Source organism: Pseudomonas sp. GM49 (assembly GCF_000282355.1).
In the GTDB taxonomy this organism is placed as follows: domain Bacteria; phylum Pseudomonadota; class Gammaproteobacteria; order Pseudomonadales; family Pseudomonadaceae; genus Aquipseudomonas.
This window is the reverse complement of the sequence record NZ_AKJL01000235.1, coordinates 45,575-62,705: the sequence shown is the minus strand read 5'-3', so window position 1 is coordinate 62,705 and position 17,131 is coordinate 45,575. Positions and strand designations below refer to the sequence as shown.

Here is a 17,131-nt window from a genome sequence, read left to right as displayed (position 1 = left end):
GCGATGGCCTGCGCGATGCCGCCACTGGCGGCGATGTGGTTTTCCTTGATCAGGAAGGCGTCATACAGGCCGATGCGATGGTTGTGGCAACCGCCGCAGGTCACGGCGTACTTCTGCGCCAGGCGCAGCCCCGGTAAGGTTTTGCGGGTGTCGAGCAGCTTGACCTGAGTCTCGGCCACGAAGTCCGCCAGGTATTGAGCGCGGGTCGCCACGCCGGAGAGCAATTGCAGGAAGTTCAGGGCGCTGCGTTCGCCGGTCAGCAGTGAGCGCGCAGGACCTTCGAGGTGGAACAGCACCTGATTGGGCGTCACCCGTTCGCCGTCGGCAACCTGCCAGTGCACCGCCACCCGTGGGTCCAGTTGCCGAAACACGGTATCCACCCAGGCGGTGCCGCTGATGACGGCGGCGTCGCGAGTAATGATGGTGGCTTTGGCCAGGCGTTCGGCCGGGATCAATTGCGCGGTGATGTCGCCGCTGCCGATGTCTTCGCGCAACGCACGGCGCACGTTGGCTTCGATTTCGGCGGTCAGATCGGCGAGACGTAGATTCGGCATAACGGACTCCACAAACAAAGTGGCTAGATTATAGGGCCATGGCACGGACCAACCCAAGGCATCAGAGCGTTACGTTTGCGCTGGGGCCTGTATTTGGTCGAATCCTTTACATTGTCGGCGTTGGCCGTCGATTCCGAACAAACGCCTGTTTGAGATCGGCAACCTCCAGCGTCTCAAACGCGGCAAGTGATCGCGCCTCGGGGGATTATCGCGGCATACTGTGCCAACACAGTCGACGTTGAAGGATTCGGTATGCAGTTGGACTCCGCGAGCGGTTGGATTCAGGGTGTGTGTGTCTGCCCCTCACCCAACTTCAATGCGCGCCCCACAGATGAGATTTCCCTGCTGGTGATCCACAATATCAGCCTGCCGCCGGCGCAGTTCGCCACCGGCAAGGTGCAGGAATTTTTTCAGAATCGTCTGGATGTCACCGAACATCCCTATTTTGAAGGAATCGCGGATTTGCGGGTGTCCGCGCACTTTCTGATCGAACGTGACGGTACCGTCACCCAGTTTGTTTCATGCCTTGAGCGTGCATGGCATGCGGGTGTTTCGAGCTTCGAGGGGCGGGAAACCTGTAACGATTTCTCCGTGGGCATCGAGCTCGAAGGCACGGATGATCTGCCGTTCACCGATGCGCAGTACAGCGCGTTGACAGCCCTGACCCGCCAGTTGCAGCAGGCGTTCACGGCGATTACCACAGAGCGCATCTGCGGGCACAGCGACATTGCACCGGGGCGCAAAACCGATCCAGGGCCGGCGTTCGACTGGGCACGCTATCGTGCCGCCCTGGCACAAGAGGAAGGACGATGAGTTTTCTGGTGTTGCTGTTGGCGGTGTGGATCGAGAAGTTCTCGGCCTTGCGTCATCGGGTTCAGCGAGACGGCGGCTGGATACACGAGCTGAACAAGCTTGAGACCAGCCCGCGACTTTCGGGTCGGCCATGGCTGGTGTTGTTGGTACTTGTCTTGTTGCCGGTAGCGTTGCTGGGTTTGCTGCTGCTGGTCATCGAGCCGGTGGCCTACGGGTTGCTGGCGTTGCCGATCCATTTGCTGGTAGTGATTTACAGCCTGGGGCGCGGTGATCTGCTGGGTGATCTCGGGCCGTTCCGCGATGCCTGGCGTCGTGAGGACCTGCAAGCCGCGGCCCTTGTCGCCAAGCGCGATCTGGATATTTGTGCAGACAGTGGCGAGCAGCTGCTGGAGCAGGTCGAAGGTCATTTGCTGTGGGAGGCCTACCAGAGTTTTTTCGCGGTGATTTTCTGGTACTTCCTGCTGGGTCCGGTCGCGGCGCTGAGTTACAGGCTGCTGGCGCTGGCCGAAGAACACGGGAAAAGCCCTGCGGTGGTCGAGCGCGCCGGGCAACTGCGTCACGCCTTCGACTGGGTGCCGGTACGCCTGCTGGCGGCGAGCCTGGCGTTGGTCGGCAATTTTGTCGCGGTCAGCCGGGTCATGTTGCATGAACTGCTGAACTGGAACATCAGCGCCGCGCAACTGATCGAGAAAGTCGGGTTGGTGGCCGGTGAAATTCCGGCGCCGGTGGCCGGCGCGGAAGGTATCAACAACCTGGACCGCATCTGGGAACTGCTGCTGCGTGCCGCGGTGCTCTGGTATGCCGGGTTTGCGTTGTGGACGGTCCTGCATTAGGCCTGCATTGAGCCATTGTGGCGATCCGGCAAGCCCCCTCGCCACAATGGTTCATCCGCCTGCGCGGATGAAACCTGTCGTTAACCTTAAGTTACAAAACCTCCTGCCGATTTAAGTTATACAGAGATAGCGCCGAATAGTGGCTATCTGCTCTCGGTCTGCGCCTGCCAATAAAAAAAATAAGAAATCGAAGGGAGACATCCAGTGAAGAGCTTGCTCTATCCCGCTGTCGCGCTGATGAACCGCCTGAGCTTCGGCATGAAGTTCAGTCTGATCAGCGTATTGTTCCTGGTGCCGATGCTGGTGACCAACTTCTATCTGGTACGCGACTCCTATCGCGAATTCCACGGCACGCGTGTCGAACTGCAGAGCCTTGATCTGTTGGGCAGCAGCCTGGCGTTACGACGCGATCTGGAAACCCTGAACAACCTGGTGCAGATCAATGTCAGCCTCGGCCAGTCCGGCAAGGCCGGCAATGTCGAATCGAAAATCAGCGCGCTTGAGCAAAACATTCTGACTCGCCTGCAAGGGCTGACGGCGATGACCAGCGACCCGGAGCAGGTCGCGGTTTTCGATGGCAAACGCGATGAAATGATCGCCGCGTTCAAGGCCCAGCAAACGGAAAACTCCCTGCAAAGCAAGAGTGCACTGATTGGCAAGCTGGTGGGTAGCGCGCAGATTTTCAGCCAGCTCATCACCAGCCAGGCCGGCCTCAGTCGCGACAACCAGAGCGACATGCGCCAGTTGAGCGAGCTCGTCACCCTTGTCACGCCACGGGTCACCCAGATCCTGGGCGAAGGCCGGGCAATGGGCTCTTTTTCGTTGGGGCAGGGTTTCATCAACTCGGCTTCGAGTACCCGTTTCGATGAGTTGCTGGCGCAGATTGAAAAGCTCCAGGCCGAATATGGCCTGAAGTTGCAGGATGCCCTGGGTTCCAGCAAGGCCGCCCGCGACACCTTGGCCGCTCAGGCCGATAGCAGCCGGGCATCCTTGAAGAAAGCCAGCGAGCTGTTCGAAGAACAAGTGGTCATGGCCGATACCCTCGATGCGCCGTGGCAGGGCTTTTACGATCAGGTCAGCACTCTGATGGACCAGACTTACCAACTCAATGAGGCGGTCCTGAAGTATCTCGGCCCGCAATTGCAGCAGCGGCTTGAGCAGAATCGCACGCACATGTTCTTGCAGGCCGTGGCGTTGTCAGTCGTATTTGTGTTGATCTTTTATCTCTACGGCGCTTTCTATGCCTCGACCCGCACCACGCTCAAGCGTCTGGGAGCGGTGATGGACAAGGTGGCGGCCGGCGACATGACCGTGACCTTCAGCGCTCACAGCCGCGATGAACTGGGGGAGCTGGGTGAGGTGTTCAACGGCACCGTGAAAAAAATCCATGACCTGATCGAGCGGGTGGGGCAGACCGTCAGCGAAGTCGAGCGTCAGGCCGGGCAAGTGGAAAACGTTTCCGCGCAAAGCAACCAGGCCGTCGCCGGGCAGCGCACGCAGATCGAACAAGTGGCCACGGCCATGAACCAGATGTCGGCCACTTCCCTGGAAGTCGCGCGCAGTGCCGCCGCAGCGGTGAGCAGTGCCCACAGTGTCAACGATGAGACCATCAGTGGTCGCAGTCTGGTGGAGTCTCAGCAAGGCAGCATTGCCGCGCTGGCCAGCGAGATCGATCAATCGGTGCTGGTGATCAATCAACTGGCCAGCGACAGCCAGTCCATCAGCCGCGTTCTGGAAGTGATCAAGAGTATCGCCGAGCAGACCAACCTGCTGGCACTCAATGCCGCTATCGAAGCTGCACGGGCCGGTGAACAGGGGCGTGGTTTCGCGGTGGTAGCCGATGAAGTCCGGACCCTGGCCAAGCGTACCCAGCAGTCGACCGAAGAAATCGAGCAGATGATCGCCAAACTCCATGGCGGTGTCGGCGCGGCGGTCAAGGCCATGGGCACCAGCCATGAAATGGCCAACGGCACGGTGGGGCAGTCGGAAAAGGTCCAGCGGGCGCTGGAAAACATTCTGGGAGCGGTCGGCATGATCGTCGACCAGAACCAGCAGATTGCCGCCGCGGTGGAGCAACAAACCGCCGTGGCCCACGACATCGACCAGAACATCGTCGAGATCAATCGCGCCGGCGAGCGTACCGCTGAAGGTGCACATCAGACCGAAGATGCCAGTCGGGCGTTGTCGGCCCAGGTCGTGGAGTTGAAACGGTTGATCAGTGCATTCCGGGTCTGAAAGACTCCTCGGGACCCAGTGGGAGCGGGCTTGCCCGCGAAGACGGCGGCACATCCAACATTCATGTGACTGAACGATCGCTTTCGTCGGATCGCCGCCCGGAGCAAGCCCGCTCCCACAGTTTTGGTGTACTGTCGGAAAGTTTCGTAATACTTTTTCCCTTTCCGGGCGGGAGTTCTCCTGATTCTCTCCGTGTGCTGGCTTTTGGATTTCAATCAAGGAAGATTTACGTGGCTTACCCCATGGAGGAGGTTTGGTTATGTCTGTTGTAACAACAGGAGTCCAGGGACGCTGTGCACATTGTCAGCGCACATTGCTGCTTCAACCCTGGCAACTCAATGCCATTGCGATAAATGAAGCGTTTGCCTGTGCCCACTGCCAGAAACACGTTCAGTTATGTTGTCCGGAACAGTTCAAACGCTTCAAGTCGCTCGATTCTTTTTCGCTGTTGCGCGCCAGCCTGCGGTTGATGGTCTGCACCGCGTTGCTGGTGGCGTTGGTGATGGAGTGGCTGGGAATGCTCAGCGTCATCGAACAGCTGAATGTTTCGCTGATCGCCATATTCGTGTACTTCGCGGTGGTCCGTTATTTCCGCCGACGCCAGCACCTGACGCTGATCCTGGAAGCCGCCAAGGCTCACGCCGACTGATTACCAGCCGAACACTGCGCAGCTGTTGGCGGTGCTGGCCGCCGCCAGTTGTTCCGGGCTGATCGCCATCCGTTGCGCCAGTGCCCCGCAAATCGCCGGCAAGTGTGCCGGGCTGTTGCGCTGGCCTGGAAACATGGCCGGGGCCATGTCCGGCGAGTCGGTTTCCAGCACCACCGAATCCAGCGGCAGTTCGCCGAGCACGCGGTGCATGCGCAGCGCCTGCGGCCAAGTCGGGGCGCCACCAAGGCCGAGCTTGAAACCGAGCTTGATGTATTCCCGTGCCTCTTCCTTGCTACCGGCGAAGGCGTGGATGATGCCGGCCCGCTTCAGGCGAAACCGTTTGAGCGTGGCAATCACCGCCGCATGGCTACGTCGCACATGGATCAATGCCGGAAGATCGAAATCCGCCGCCAGTTTTAATTGCGCTTCGAACAATGCCTGCTGGCGGTCGCGGTCCAGAGTCTCGATGAAGTAATCCAGGCCGATCTCGCCCACCGCACACAATTGCCGATGACCGGCCAGACGAGTCAGCCAGTCACCGAGTTCGCTCAGGTGTTGCGGGCGATGATCGTCCAGGTACACCGGATGCAAACCGAAGGCGGCGTGCAGGTCGGGATCACTCTGCACCAGCTCCCAGACCCGTTGCCAATTGGCCTGACAAACCCCCAGCACCACGATCCGCCGCACCCCGAGGGCGCGGCTGTCGGCCAGCAGCGTCTGGCGGTCGTTGTCGAAGTCTGGAAAATCCAGATGGGTGTGGGTGTCGATCAGCTCCACGGTTCAATCCTGGAGAATACGTTGCTTGAACGTCCGCGCGATGGCTTGCACGCCGGGCCGGTAATCCGACTGCTCGATGGCCGCCAGGGCCAGTGCGAGGGCCTTGTCGGCGATCAACTGGTGTTGCTGGGCCATGGCGTTGACCGGTAGCGGCAGGAAGTCCAGCAACTGGGTGTCACCGAATGTGCCGAGGCGCAACGGGCGGTTTTTCAGCGGGAAGTCGTGCAGCGCATCGAACACGCCCTGAAGCAGCACGTAGGAGGTGGTCACCAGGGCATCAGGCAAATGGCCCAGACGCAGCAGCAACTCTTCCATCAGTTGTTTGCCGCATTCGCGGCTGAAGGATTCGCCTTCTTCGATCAGTACTTCGCCGTTGAACCCGGTGAGGGCCTCTTTGAAACCAGCGGCACGTTCCCGGCTGATGCTCAGCTCCGGGCGGGCGCCGATCAACGCGATCTGCCTGGGCAACGGCTCCAGCAGGCTGCGGGTCAGTTGCAGGCTGGCCTCGCGGTCGTCGCTGATCACCGAACAGAAATGCTCGGGTTCCATGACCCGGTCGATGGCGATGATCGGAATGCCCTTGGCCTGCAATTGGCGATAACTTTCGTCGCCGGCTGGCAGGCAACTGGCAACGATCAGTGCGTCGCAGCGCCGGGCGCGGAACAGTTGCAGCAATTGCCGTTCGCTGTCCGGTGCATCGTCGGAACTGGCGATCAACAACTGATAACCCCGGGCCCGCGCGCCTTGCTCCAGCAATTTGGCGATTCGCGCGTAACTGGGGTTTTCCAGATCCGGCAGAATGAACCCCAACGTGCGCGTGTGTCGGCTGCGCAAACCGGCGGCCTGTGGGTTAGGCGTGAAGCCATGTTGTTCGACGACCGCACGCACGCGTTCGACGGTGGCGCTGCTGATGCGCTGCTGTTCGGCCTTGCCATTGATGACATAGCTGGCGGTGGTGACGGACACACCGGCCAACTGGGCGATATCACTGAGTTTCAACCCGCTGTTTCCTTGTTTTTTCGAGGTTGCCTCGACATTTTCGTCAATCCTAACCGATTCAGGCAGGCGACCATTGTCGTAACGCATCCGACAAGTTGGGCTTCAAGGATGGGACATTATCGAGTAACGTGCCATTGATTCTAGATTAAACGTTTCAGCAAGCGTATTTTCTACGTTAAAGGCGCCTTTGGCCGGTTCTGCCGTGAAACCGCCAAATGCTATGACCAAGCGCCTGAGCTGATTCATTCAAAACAATACCTGGTGCCCCTAGGCGCCAAAAAGGAGAAAGCATGCTCGAGCTCACTGTAGAGCAGATTTCCATGGGCCAGTCGGCTGTGGACAAGTCCGCAGCGCTGCAATTGCTGGCCCGGCACCTTGTCGTCGACGGCCTGGTTGCCGAGGGTTATCTCGCCGGGTTGCAGGCGCGGGAAGCCCAGGGCTCGACCTTTCTCGGTCAAGGTATTGCCATCCCCCACGGTACGCCCGAAACCCGCGACCAGGTGTTCACTACCGGTGTGCGCCTGATGCAGTTCCCTGACGGCGTGGACTGGGGCGACGGTCATATCGTTTACCTGGCGATCGGTATCGCCGCCAAATCCGATGAACACCTGCGCCTGTTGCAATTGCTCACCCGCGCCCTCGGCGAGACTGACCTGGGCCAGGCCCTGCGTCGCGCCGGGTCCGCCGAAGCCTTGCTGAAGTTGCTGCAAGGCGCGCCGCAGGAACTGGCGCTGGATGCGCAGATGATAGGCCTCGGTGTGGCGGCCGAAGATTTCGAAGAGCTGGTCTGGCGCGGCGCACGTCTGTTGCGGCAGGCCGACTGCGTGAGCAACGGTTTCTCCGCCGTGCTGCAACAGGTTGAAGCGCTGCCCCTGGGCGATGGCCTGTGGTGGCTGCACAGCGAGCAGACGGTGAAGCGTCCGGGCCTGGCCTTCGTCACCCCGGACAAACCGCTGCGTTACCTCGGCCAGCCACTCAATGGCCTTTTTTGCCTGGCCAGCCTCGGTGAGGCCCATCAAGCCCTGCTCGAACGTCTGTGCGCGTTATTGATCGAAGGGCGTGGCCATGAATTGGGGCGTGCCACCAGCAGCCGCAAAGTCCTCGAAGTGCTCGGTGGTGAAGTGCCCGCCGACTGGCCCAGCGCGCGAATTGCATTGGCCAACGCCCACGGTTTGCATGCGCGCCCGGCGAAAATCCTCGCGCAACTGGCAAAAAGTTTTGAAGGCGAAATTCGTGTGCGCATTGTCGATGGCCATGACAGCGCCGTGTCGGTAAAGAGCTTGAGCAAGTTGCTCAGCCTCGGCGCCCGTCGGGGACAGGTACTGGAAATCATCGCCGAACCGGACATTGCGGCTGATGCGTTGCCGGCCTTGCTGGCCGCCATCGAAGAAGGCCTCGGTGAAGAGGTCGAACCGCTGCCGCCGGCAAGCCAGGCACGTGAAGTCGTTGCCGATATGGCCGAAGTGGTCGTCGCCCCGGTATCGGGCAGCGTGGTTCAGGCGATTGCCGCAGCTCCCGGGATCGCCATCGGGCCGGCCCATATTCAAGTGCTGCAAGCCATCGATTACCCGTTGCGCGGCGAGTCCGCCGCCATCGAGCGTGAACGTCTCAAGCATGCCCTGGCGCAGGTACGCCGTGACATCCATGGCTTGATCGAGCGCAGCAAAAGCAAAGCCATTCGCGAAATCTTCATCACCCACCAGGAGATGCTCGACGACCCGGAACTGACCGATGAGGTCGACACGCGCCTCAAGCAGGGCGAAAGCGCCGAGGCAGCGTGGATGGCCGTGATTGAAGCGGCGGCCCGGCAGCAGGAAGCGTTGCAGGATGCCTTGCTCGCCGAACGCGCAGCCGACTTGCGCGACATCGGCCGTCGGGTGTTAATGCAGCTCAGTGGCATCGAAACCCCGAGCGAACCGGACCAACCGTACATTCTGGTGATGGACGAGGTCGGCCCGTCTGACGTCGCGCGTCTCGATCCGGCTCGCGTGGCGGGGATTCTCACCGCCCGTGGTGGCGCTACGGCGCACAGTGCGATTGTCGCCCGGGCCCTGGGCATCCCGGCACTGGTCGGCGCCGGTGCCGGTGTTTTGCTGCTGGCGCCGGGTACGCCGTTGCTGCTTGATGGCCAGCGTGGTCGTCTGCATGTGGACGCTGACGCGGCGACCTTGCAACGCGCCACGGCCGAACGCGATACCCGCGAGCAACGCTTGAAGGCGGCTGCTGAACTGCGACATCAGCCGGCACTGACCACCGATGGCCACGCCGTCGAAGTGTTCGCCAACATCGGTGAAAGCGTCGGTGTGGCTGGGGCGGTGGAGCAGGGTGCCGAAGGCATTGGCCTGTTGCGCACCGAACTGATTTTCATGGCCCACCCGCAAGCGCCCGACGAGGCGACCCAGGAAGTCGAGTACCGCCGCGTCCTCGATGGTCTGGCCGGGCGGCCGCTGGTGGTGCGCACCCTCGATGTCGGTGGCGACAAACCGCTGCCGTACTGGCCGATTGCGAAGGAAGAAAACCCCTTCCTCGGGGTGCGTGGTATTCGCCTGACCTTGCAGCGCCCGCAGATCATGGAAGCGCAATTGCGCGCCTTGCTGCGGGCCGCCGACAACCGGCCCCTGCGGATCATGTTCCCGATGGTGGGTAGCGTTGACGAGTGGCGCCAGGCCCGTGACATGACCGAGCGCCTGCGCCAGGAGATCCCGGTTGCCGACCTGCAACTGGGGATCATGATCGAAGTGCCGTCGGCGGCATTGCTGGCGCCGGTGCTGGCCAAAGAGGTCGACTTTTTCAGCGTCGGTACCAACGACCTGACGCAATACACCCTGGCCATCGACCGTGGCCATCCGACGCTGTCGGCCCAGGCCGATGGCTTGCATCCGGCGGTGCTGCAACTGATCGACATCACCGTGCGCGCGGCCCATGCTCATGGCAAATGGGTCGGTGTGTGCGGTGAACTGGCGGCCGACCCGCTGGCGGTGCCGGTGCTGGTCGGCCTCGGGGTGGATGAACTCAGCGTCGGGGCGCGCAGCATTGCCGAGGTCAAGGCGCGGATTCGCGAACTGGGCTTCACTCAGACTCAAACCCTTGCCCGACAGGCCCTGGCCGTGGGCAGCGCCAATGAAGTGCGCGCACTAGTGGAGGCTCTGTAATGGCCCGGATTCTCACTCTGACCCTCAATCCGGCGCTGGACCTGACCGTCCAGTTGCCGCGCCTTGAAACCGGCCAGGTCAACCGCAGCGATGTGATGCACACCCACGCCGCCGGCAAAGGCGTGAACGTGGCACAAGTGCTGGCGGACCTCGGGCATCAGTTGACCGTCAGTGGATTTCTTGGCGAAGACAACCTGCAAGCGTTCGAAACTCTGTTCGCCAAACGCGGTTTTGTCGACGCTTTCATCCGCGTTCCCGGGGAAACCCGCAGCAACATCAAACTGGCGGAAAGCGACGGCCGCATCACCGACATCAACGGGCCTGGGCCGCAGGTCAGCGAAGCGGCGCAGCAGGCCTTGCTGGATCGACTGGAGCAGATTGCCCCGGGGCACGATGCGGTGGTGGTCGCCGGGAGCTTGCCGTTGGGCGTCAGCGCGCAGTGGTTGCAGGCGTTGATTTTGCGCTTGAAACAACTGGGTCTGAACGTCGTCCTCGACACCAGCGGCGATGCGTTACGTGCAGCGCTCAAAGCGGGGCCGTGGCTGATCAAACCCAACACTGAAGAGCTGGCCGAGGTGCTGGACTGCGAGGTCGTGTCGGTCAGTGCCCAGGCCGCAGCGGCGGAGCGATTGCACGCCCAAGGTATCGAGCATGTGGTGATCTCCCACGGTGCCGATGGCGTGAACTGGTTCAGCGTCGGCTCGGCGCTGCATGCAACGCCACCCAAAGTCAGCGTCGCCAGCACGGTGGGCGCGGGTGATTCGTTGCTGGCGGGGATGCTCCACGGTTTGCTCAGCGCCGATACGCCGGAGCAGACCTTGCGCACCGCCACGGCGATTGCCGCGATGGCAGTGACCCAGATCGGATTCGGCATTGGCGATGCGGCGCAACTGGCGCTGCTCGAACAGGGTGTGCGCGTGCGTCCCCTGACAGAACAATAAGAGGGTTTGTCATGAAGTTAGCCATCATTACGGCCTGCCCGAACGGCATGGTCACCAGTGTGCTGTGTGCCCGGCTGCTCGATGCCGCGGCCCAGCGTCAGGGCTGGAGCACCAGTGTCGAAGTCACCGATGCCGCGCATCCCGAAAAACAACTGTCGGCGACCACCCTCGAAGCGGCCGAGTGGGTACTGCTGGTGACCAGCGCGCCGGTGGACATGTCACGGTTTGTCGGCAAGCGGGTGTTCCAGAGCACTCCGGCCCAGGCCCTGCAGGACGTGGAAGCCGTGCTGCGGCGAGGAGCGCAGGACGCTCAGGTCTACGTCGCTACCGAAGCCGTCGTCGAACCTGTGGCGGTTGCCCAAAACACGCCTCGACTTGTGGCAGTCACTGCGTGCCCAACAGGCGTAGCACACACGTTCATGGCTGCCGAAGCCTTGCAGCAAGCGGCCAAGCGCCTGGGCTACGATCTGCAGGTGGAAACCCAGGGCTCGGTCGGCGCACGCAATCCATTGAGCGCGCAAGCGATCGCCGAGGCCGATGTGGTGCTGCTGGCGGCCGATATCGAAGTCGCCACCGAGCGTTTCGCCGGCAAGAAAATCTATCGTTGTGGCACCGGCATTGCCCTCAAGCAAGCCGAAGCGACCTTGAACAAAGCCTTGGCCGAAGGCCAGCAGGAAAGCGCATCGAGCGCTGCCAAAACAACGGCCAAACAGGAGAAGACGGGCGTCTATAAACACTTGCTGACCGGTGTGTCGTTCATGTTGCCGATGGTGGTCGCCGGTGGCTTGATGATCGCCTTGTCGTTCGTGTTCGGCATCACCGCATTCAAGGAAGAGGGCACGCTGGCGGCGGCGTTGATGCAGATTGGCGGCGACAGCGCATTCAAGCTGATGGTGCCGCTGCTGGCGGGCTACATCGCCTACTCCATCGCCGACCGTCCTGGCCTCGCGCCGGGGATGATCGGCGGGTTGCTGGCGAGCACCTTGGGCGCCGGTTTCATCGGCGGGATCATTGCCGGTTTCCTCGCCGGTTATACGGCCCGGGCGATCAATAAATATGCGCGTTTACCACAGAGCCTGGAGGCGCTTAAACCGATCCTGATCATCCCGTTGCTGGCGAGTCTGTTCACCGGTCTGGTAATGATTTACGTAGTGGGCAAACCGGTGGCTGGCATGCTCGCCGGCCTCACGCATTTCCTCGACAGCATGGGCACCACCAACGCGATTCTACTGGGTGTGTTGCTGGGTGGAATGATGTGCGTCGACCTCGGCGGACCGATCAACAAAGCGGCCTATGCGTTCTCTGTCGGGTTGTTGGCATCGCAGAGTTACGCGCCGATGGCGGCGACCATGGCCGCCGGCATGGTGCCGCCGATTGGCCTGGGCATCGCCACGTTCATTGCCCGACGCAAGTTCGCCCAGACCGAACGCGAAGCCGGTAAAGCAGCGCTGGTGCTGGGGCTGTGTTTCATCTCCGAAGGGGCCATTCCGTTTGCGGCGAAAGATCCGTTGCGGGTGATTCCGGCGAGCATCGCCGGCGGTGCGCTGACCGGTGCGTTGTCGATGTACTTCGGCTGCAAGTTGATGGCACCCCACGGCGGGTTATTCGTGCTGGCGATCCCGAATGCGATCAACCATGCGCTGTTGTATCTGCTGGCGATTGTCGCGGGGAGTCTGTTGACGGCAGTGGTGTATGCGCTGGTGAAACGGCCGGAGGTGGTGGAATTGGCGGTGGAACCTGTAACCGCCTGACACCTGCCCCCTTGCCCTCTGTGGGAGCGAGCTTGCTCGCGATAGCGGTCGTTCAGCCAACAAATGTATTGAGTGCGAATCCGTCATCGCGAGCAAGCTCGCTCCCACAAGGGATCTGTGGTGTTGGGAAGATTTGTGTCATGCCAGGGTCATAGGGCCATGCTTTAGTTTTCCATTTCAGGGAGAACTCCATGAGCGATTTTAACCTCGGGCGCCGTCGTGTCATGCAAGCGGTCGGCGCCGGATTGCTGCTGCCGGGGCTGGCGCCGGCGGTGATCGCTTCGGTCAAGGATCGGCCGCAACTCACCGACGGTGTGCAGTCCGGCGACCTGCTGGGCGACCGGGCGATCATCTGGAGCCGCTGCGATCGCCCCGCGCGGATGGTGGTGGAGTGGGACACCCGCAGCCTGTTTCCCAACCCCCGGCGATTCGTCTCACCCATGGTCGATACGCGTACCGATTTCACTGCCCGGGTCGAACTCACCGGGCTGCCTGCCGACCAGGCGATTTTCTATCGCGTGCAGTTTGAAGACGCCCAGAGCGGCGTCGCCAGCGAGCCCTGGTTCGGTCACTTGCGCAGCGTGCCGCAAACTCGCCGTGACATCCGTTTTGTCTGGAGCGGCGACACCGTCGGCCAGGGCTTCGGCATCAACCCGGACATTGGTGGCATGCGCATTTACGAAGCAATGCGCCTGCGTTTGCCGGACTTTTTTATCCACAGTGGCGACACCATTTACGCCGACGGCCCGATCCCGGCGCAGCTCACCACCGAAGGTGGCCGGGTGTGGCGCAACATCACCACCGAGGCCAAGAGCAAAGTCGCCGAGACCCTCGATGAGTATCGCGGTAATTACCGCTACAACCTGATGGACGAAAACATCCGTCGCTTCAACGCCGAGGTCCCGCAGATCTGGCAGTGGGACGACCACGAAGTGGTGAACAACTGGTCGCCGGGCAAGCAGCTGGATGCGCGTTACCAGGACAAAGATATCCACAGCCTGGTGGGCCGCGCACGCCAGGCCTGGCTCGAATACGCGCCGATGCGCTTGCAGAGCGGTGATGGCGGCGGGCGGATCTATCGCAAGCTGGGTTACGGGCCGCTGCTCGATGTTTTCGTGCTGGACATGCGCAGTTATCGCGCAGCCAACGATGACAATCTGGGCGCTGAAAAACCGTTCCTCGGGCGTGAGCAACTGGACTGGCTCAAGCGGGAAATGCAGGCCTCGAACGCACAGTGGAAAGTGATCGCCGCCGACATGCCCATTGGCCTCGGCGTGCCCGACGGCGAGGTCAGCCCCGGTGTCGCGCGCTGGGAAGCGGTGGCCAACGGTGACCCTGGTCCGGCCCAGGGGCGCGAACTGGAAATCGCCGAACTGCTCGGTTTTCTGCGGGCGCAGCAGGTGCGCAATTTCCTGTTCCTGACCGCGGATGTGCATTACTGCGCGGCCCATCATTACCACCCGGATCGGGCGGCGTTTCAGGATTTCGAACCGTTCTGGGAGTTCGTCGCCGGGCCATTGAATGCCGGGAGTTTCGGGCCCAATCCACTGGACAAGACCTTCGGCCCCGAAGTGGTGTTCGAAAAGGCGCCACCGGCGCAGAACGTCTCGCCGTTTGCCGGGTTTCAGTTTTTTGGCGAGGTGAATATCGATGGGCAAACGGGGGAGTTGAGCGTGGTGTTGCGCGATCTGGACGGGGTGTCTGTATTCGAACAGAAGTTGCAGCCGGTTTGATCGCTGGACTCAAAGCCCCTGTGGGAGCGAGCTTGCTCGCGATGGCGTCATCACTTTCAACCGTGATGTCACCTGACACTCCGCTATCGCGAGCAAGTCGGATCGCCGCACCGTCACTCCTACAAGGAACCTAGTGAATCAGTACACGTCGCGGCGGTAGCGGCCCTGTTCGATCAGGTGTTCCACTTCGGCGGCGCCCAGCACTTCGTTGAGCACCTGGTCCACGCCCGAAGCCATGCCTTGAAGACTGCCGCAGATGTAGATCACCGCACCGTCCGCCAGCCACTTCTTGAGCTCGGCCGCCGATTCACGCAGGCGATCCTGAACATAAATCTTTTGTTCCTGATCCCGTGAAAACGCCAGGTCCAGTCGCGCCAGATCACCATTGATCAACCATTCCTCCAGCTCCTTTCGGCACAGGTAATCGTGCTCGCGATTGCGCTCGCCAAACAGCAGCCAGTGACGTTGCTGACCGTCGGCAATCCGTGCCTTGAGCAGGCTGCGCAACCCGGCCAGCCCTGTACCATTGCCCAGCAGGATCATCGGAACCGGTCGGGCCGGCAGATGGAAACCACTGTTGCGCCGCACGCGCAGGCTGATCGAACTGCCCACAGGCGCGTGTTCGGTCAACCAGCCGGAACCGACGCCAAGGTTGCCATCGGCATGCACTTCCTGGCGCACGATCAATTCCAGCACACCATCGGCCGGGATCGATGCAATGGAATATTCGCGCATGGCCAACGGCACGAGGGCCTCTGCCAGCGCTTGGGCGTGCAGGCCGACCAGATGGGCGCGGTTCTCCGGCAACTGGCGGCTGGCCAGGGCCTGTTCGAGGGTTTCCTCCAGACCGTTGAGTTGCACCTTGGTTTCGCCGTGGATGCCCAGACCATCGAGGAAGTGCTCGATGGCCCATGGGCAATTGCGCGGCAACACTTCCACCAGGTCGCCGGCCAGCCAACTGCTGGTGGTTGGCGCGCTGAGGCCCAGCAAGTACACAGGGGATCCGCTGCTGTCCGGGTTGAGCAGTTCACGACGGGCCAGAGTCCAGTTGTCGTAGCTGGGCGCTTGCCAGGTATCGACGGGCGCGTGGCCGGTCAGCAGGCCCAGTTGCTGTTGCCAGTGGCGCAACGCGTAAGGATCGCCGCTGTCGACTTCCACTGGAGCGAACAAGGTCTTGCCGCCGTGCTCACCGAGCCAGGTGTGCAGGCGTTTGGCGAATCCGCAGAAGTGTTGATACTGCCGGTCACCAAGACCTAGGACCGCGTAGTTCAGGCGCTCCAGGCTTGGCGTGCGGCCCAGCACCTTGCGTTCGAAACCCCTGGCGCTGTCCGGCGCTTCGCCGTCACCGAAGGTGCTGACGACGAACAAGGCATTGTTCGATTCATGCAAATCCTGCTCGCTGAGGTCCGCCAACGGCTGCACTTTTACCGGCAACCCTGCGGCCTGTAATTGCCCGGCGGTTTGCCACGCCAACTGCTCGGCAAAACCACTTTGACTGGCGAAGCCGATCAACCACGCCGGCGCATCGCTGGCGGGTTGCACGAGACCTTTGCGCGCATCTTTGATCTGACGTTTCTTGCGTCGGCGATCCAGGTACAGCATCCAGCCGGTGACGAAGAATAGCGGCATGGTCAGCGCGGTGAGGGTCAGGATGATGCGCCCGACGATGCCGAAGTAACTGCCGACGTGCAGCGCATAAATGCTGGTCAGCAGTTGCGCCTTGAGGCTCTTGTCGCTGTAGCGGTCAACCCGTTTGACCACGCCGGTAGCCGGGTCGAGGGTGATCTGGTTGAGGGCGCGGTCGTGGGGCGAAGTTTTCAGCAGGAAGTAAACGGTCGCCGGTTGGCCGGCCACTGGCGGCATGCGCACGTTATAGGAACTGAGTTGTGCACCGGCCGCGCTGTAGATGCTGCTCCACATCGCCGCGTAATCGGCCGTCGGTGCCGGACCCTGCGGCGCAGGGCCACGTCCGCCACGAACGCGTTCGTTCTGCGGTGAGTCGGAGAGCAATCGGGTCAGGCCCTTGTTGTACCACTCGTAGGACCAGGACAACCCGGTCAGCGCCGCCAGGAGGTAAAACACCAGGCACCAGGTTCCGGCCACCGAGTGCAGGTCCCAGTTGAAGCTGCGGCCCTTTTTCTTCCAGTCCAGGGTCAGCCAGGCACGCCAGCTTCTCCACTGGCGAGGCCAGCGCAGGTACAGGCCGGACAGACAGAAAAACACCAGAATCAATGTGCACGCGCCGGTGATCTGCCGACCCGTGTCGCCCATGGCGAGGAAGCGGTGCAGTTGCAGCATCAGGCCGAAAAAGTCCTGGCCGGTGGCGTCGCCGAGGAATTCGGCAGTGTACGGATCGAAGTAGCGCATCTCGCCACGGCGTTCACCCGGTGGCGGGGTGAACCACACTTTGGCGGCGTTGCCACTGTCGGTTTCCACCGTGAGCATCGAGACTTTTTTGCCCGACACGGCTTCGATTCGTTCCACCAGTTCGGCGGGCGGCAGCACACCGGCGAGCTGTTTCTCGACCTGCAACACAGAAGGGTTGAGTGCGCTCAGGATTTCATCCTGAAACGATACCGTCGCCCCGGTGATGCCCATCAGGGCCAGAACCAGCCCGGCGCTGATGCCGAAAAACCAGTGCAACTGGAACAGGGTTTTCTTCAACACGTCGCTCGCCTTGTTCGTTCAAATTGA

Annotated in this window: 12 protein-coding genes and 1 pseudogene; 9 read left to right on the top strand and 4 right to left on the bottom strand. The window is 61.6% G+C overall.

Annotation, left to right across the window (positions count from 1 at the left end):
* A partial coding sequence (gene nadC, locus PMI29_RS08650) for a carboxylating nicotinate-nucleotide diphosphorylase (protein WP_008001014.1) occupies positions 1-554 on the bottom strand: 554 nt, incomplete at its 3' end.
* 252 nt (positions 555-806) lie between these two features.
* Between nadC and ampD the strand changes: the two genes are divergently transcribed.
* The 5 genes and pseudogenes from ampD to PMI29_RS08670 all read left to right on the top strand — a co-directional run bounded on the left by ampD (position 807) and on the right by PMI29_RS08670 (position 5,084).
* Complete coding sequence (ampD, locus tag PMI29_RS08655) at positions 807-1,367, top strand: 1,6-anhydro-N-acetylmuramyl-L-alanine amidase AmpD (protein WP_008001012.1); 561 nt, start codon at positions 807-809, stop codon at positions 1,365-1,367.
* Positions 1,364-2,200, top strand: coding sequence for a regulatory signaling modulator protein AmpE (gene ampE / locus PMI29_RS08660; RefSeq protein ID WP_008001009.1), 837 nt, complete (start codon positions 1,364-1,366; stop codon positions 2,198-2,200). The genes ampD and ampE overlap by 4 nt, the downstream gene beginning before the upstream one ends.
* A gap of 237 nt (positions 2,201-2,437) precedes the next feature.
* Positions 2,438-3,577 (top strand): annotated as a pseudogene (locus tag PMI29_RS33155) (HAMP domain-containing protein); the annotation flags it as partial.
* 144 nt (positions 3,578-3,721) lie between these two features.
* A complete protein-coding gene (locus PMI29_RS33150) occupies positions 3,722-4,435 on the top strand; it encodes a methyl-accepting chemotaxis protein (RefSeq protein WP_443216460.1) in 714 nt (237 codons plus the stop codon).
* A gap of 259 nt (positions 4,436-4,694) precedes the next feature.
* Entirely contained in the window at positions 4,695-5,084 is a 390-nt protein-coding gene (locus PMI29_RS08670; protein ID WP_008001005.1) for a hypothetical protein, read from the top strand.
* Here PMI29_RS08670 and PMI29_RS08675 read toward each other — a convergent pair whose 3' ends face one another.
* Positions 5,085-5,861 carry a TatD family hydrolase gene (locus PMI29_RS08675; protein WP_008001002.1) on the bottom strand — a complete coding sequence of 259 codons (777 nt, stop codon included), beginning with the start codon at positions 5,859-5,861 and terminating at the stop codon, positions 5,085-5,087.
* Between the two features lie 3 nt (positions 5,862-5,864).
* A complete protein-coding gene (gene cra, locus PMI29_RS08680; protein WP_033052572.1) occupies positions 5,865-6,860 on the bottom strand; it encodes a catabolite repressor/activator in 996 nt (331 codons plus the stop codon).
* Between the two features lie 290 nt (positions 6,861-7,150).
* Between cra and ptsP the strand changes: the two genes are divergently transcribed.
* From ptsP to PMI29_RS08700, 4 genes are all read left to right on the top strand, one after another.
* The gene (gene ptsP, locus PMI29_RS08685; RefSeq protein WP_008000999.1) at positions 7,151-10,012 is read left to right on the top strand and encodes a phosphoenolpyruvate--protein phosphotransferase; all 2,862 of its coding nucleotides are present in this window, start codon (positions 7,151-7,153) and stop codon (positions 10,010-10,012) included.
* On the top strand, positions 10,012-10,953 hold the full coding sequence (gene pfkB / locus PMI29_RS08690; RefSeq protein WP_008000997.1) for a 1-phosphofructokinase: 942 nt from the start codon (positions 10,012-10,014) through the stop codon (positions 10,951-10,953). Before ptsP ends, pfkB begins: the two co-directional genes overlap by 1 nt.
* 11 nt (positions 10,954-10,964) lie before the next feature.
* On the top strand, positions 10,965-12,704 hold the full coding sequence (locus tag PMI29_RS08695; RefSeq protein ID WP_008000995.1) for a PTS fructose-like transporter subunit IIB: 1,740 nt from the start codon (positions 10,965-10,967) through the stop codon (positions 12,702-12,704).
* Positions 12,705-12,895: 191 nt separating this feature from the next.
* Positions 12,896-14,437, top strand: coding sequence for an alkaline phosphatase D family protein (locus tag PMI29_RS08700; RefSeq protein WP_008000993.1), 1,542 nt, complete (start codon positions 12,896-12,898; stop codon positions 14,435-14,437).
* A gap of 138 nt (positions 14,438-14,575) precedes the next feature.
* On the opposite strand, the gene PMI29_RS08705 is transcribed toward PMI29_RS08700, so the two are convergent.
* Complete coding sequence (locus tag PMI29_RS08705; protein WP_008000991.1) at positions 14,576-17,104, bottom strand: PepSY domain-containing protein; 2,529 nt, start codon at positions 17,102-17,104, stop codon at positions 14,576-14,578.
* Between the last annotated feature and the right edge of the window lie 27 nt (positions 17,105-17,131).

Bases quoted from the DNA above. Each gene is read 5' to 3' on its own strand.
- PMI29_RS33150 (WP_443216460.1), top strand. From the start codon at position 3,722: ATGAACCAGATGTCGGCCACTTCCCTGGAAGTCGCGCGCAGTGCCGCC.
- pfkB (WP_008000997.1), top strand. From the start codon at position 10,012: ATGGCCCGGATTCTCACTCTGACCCTCAATCCGGCGCTGGACCTGACC.
- ampD (WP_008001012.1), top strand. From the start codon at position 807: ATGCAGTTGGACTCCGCGAGCGGTTGGATTCAGGGTGTGTGTGTCTGC.
- ptsP (WP_008000999.1), top strand. From the start codon at position 7,151: ATGCTCGAGCTCACTGTAGAGCAGATTTCCATGGGCCAGTCGGCTGTG.
- PMI29_RS08670 (WP_008001005.1), top strand. From the start codon at position 4,695: ATGTCTGTTGTAACAACAGGAGTCCAGGGACGCTGTGCACATTGTCAG.
- PMI29_RS08700 (WP_008000993.1), top strand. From the start codon at position 12,896: ATGAGCGATTTTAACCTCGGGCGCCGTCGTGTCATGCAAGCGGTCGGC.
- ampE (WP_008001009.1), top strand. From the start codon at position 1,364: ATGAGTTTTCTGGTGTTGCTGTTGGCGGTGTGGATCGAGAAGTTCTCG.
- PMI29_RS08695 (WP_008000995.1), top strand. From the start codon at position 10,965: ATGAAGTTAGCCATCATTACGGCCTGCCCGAACGGCATGGTCACCAGT.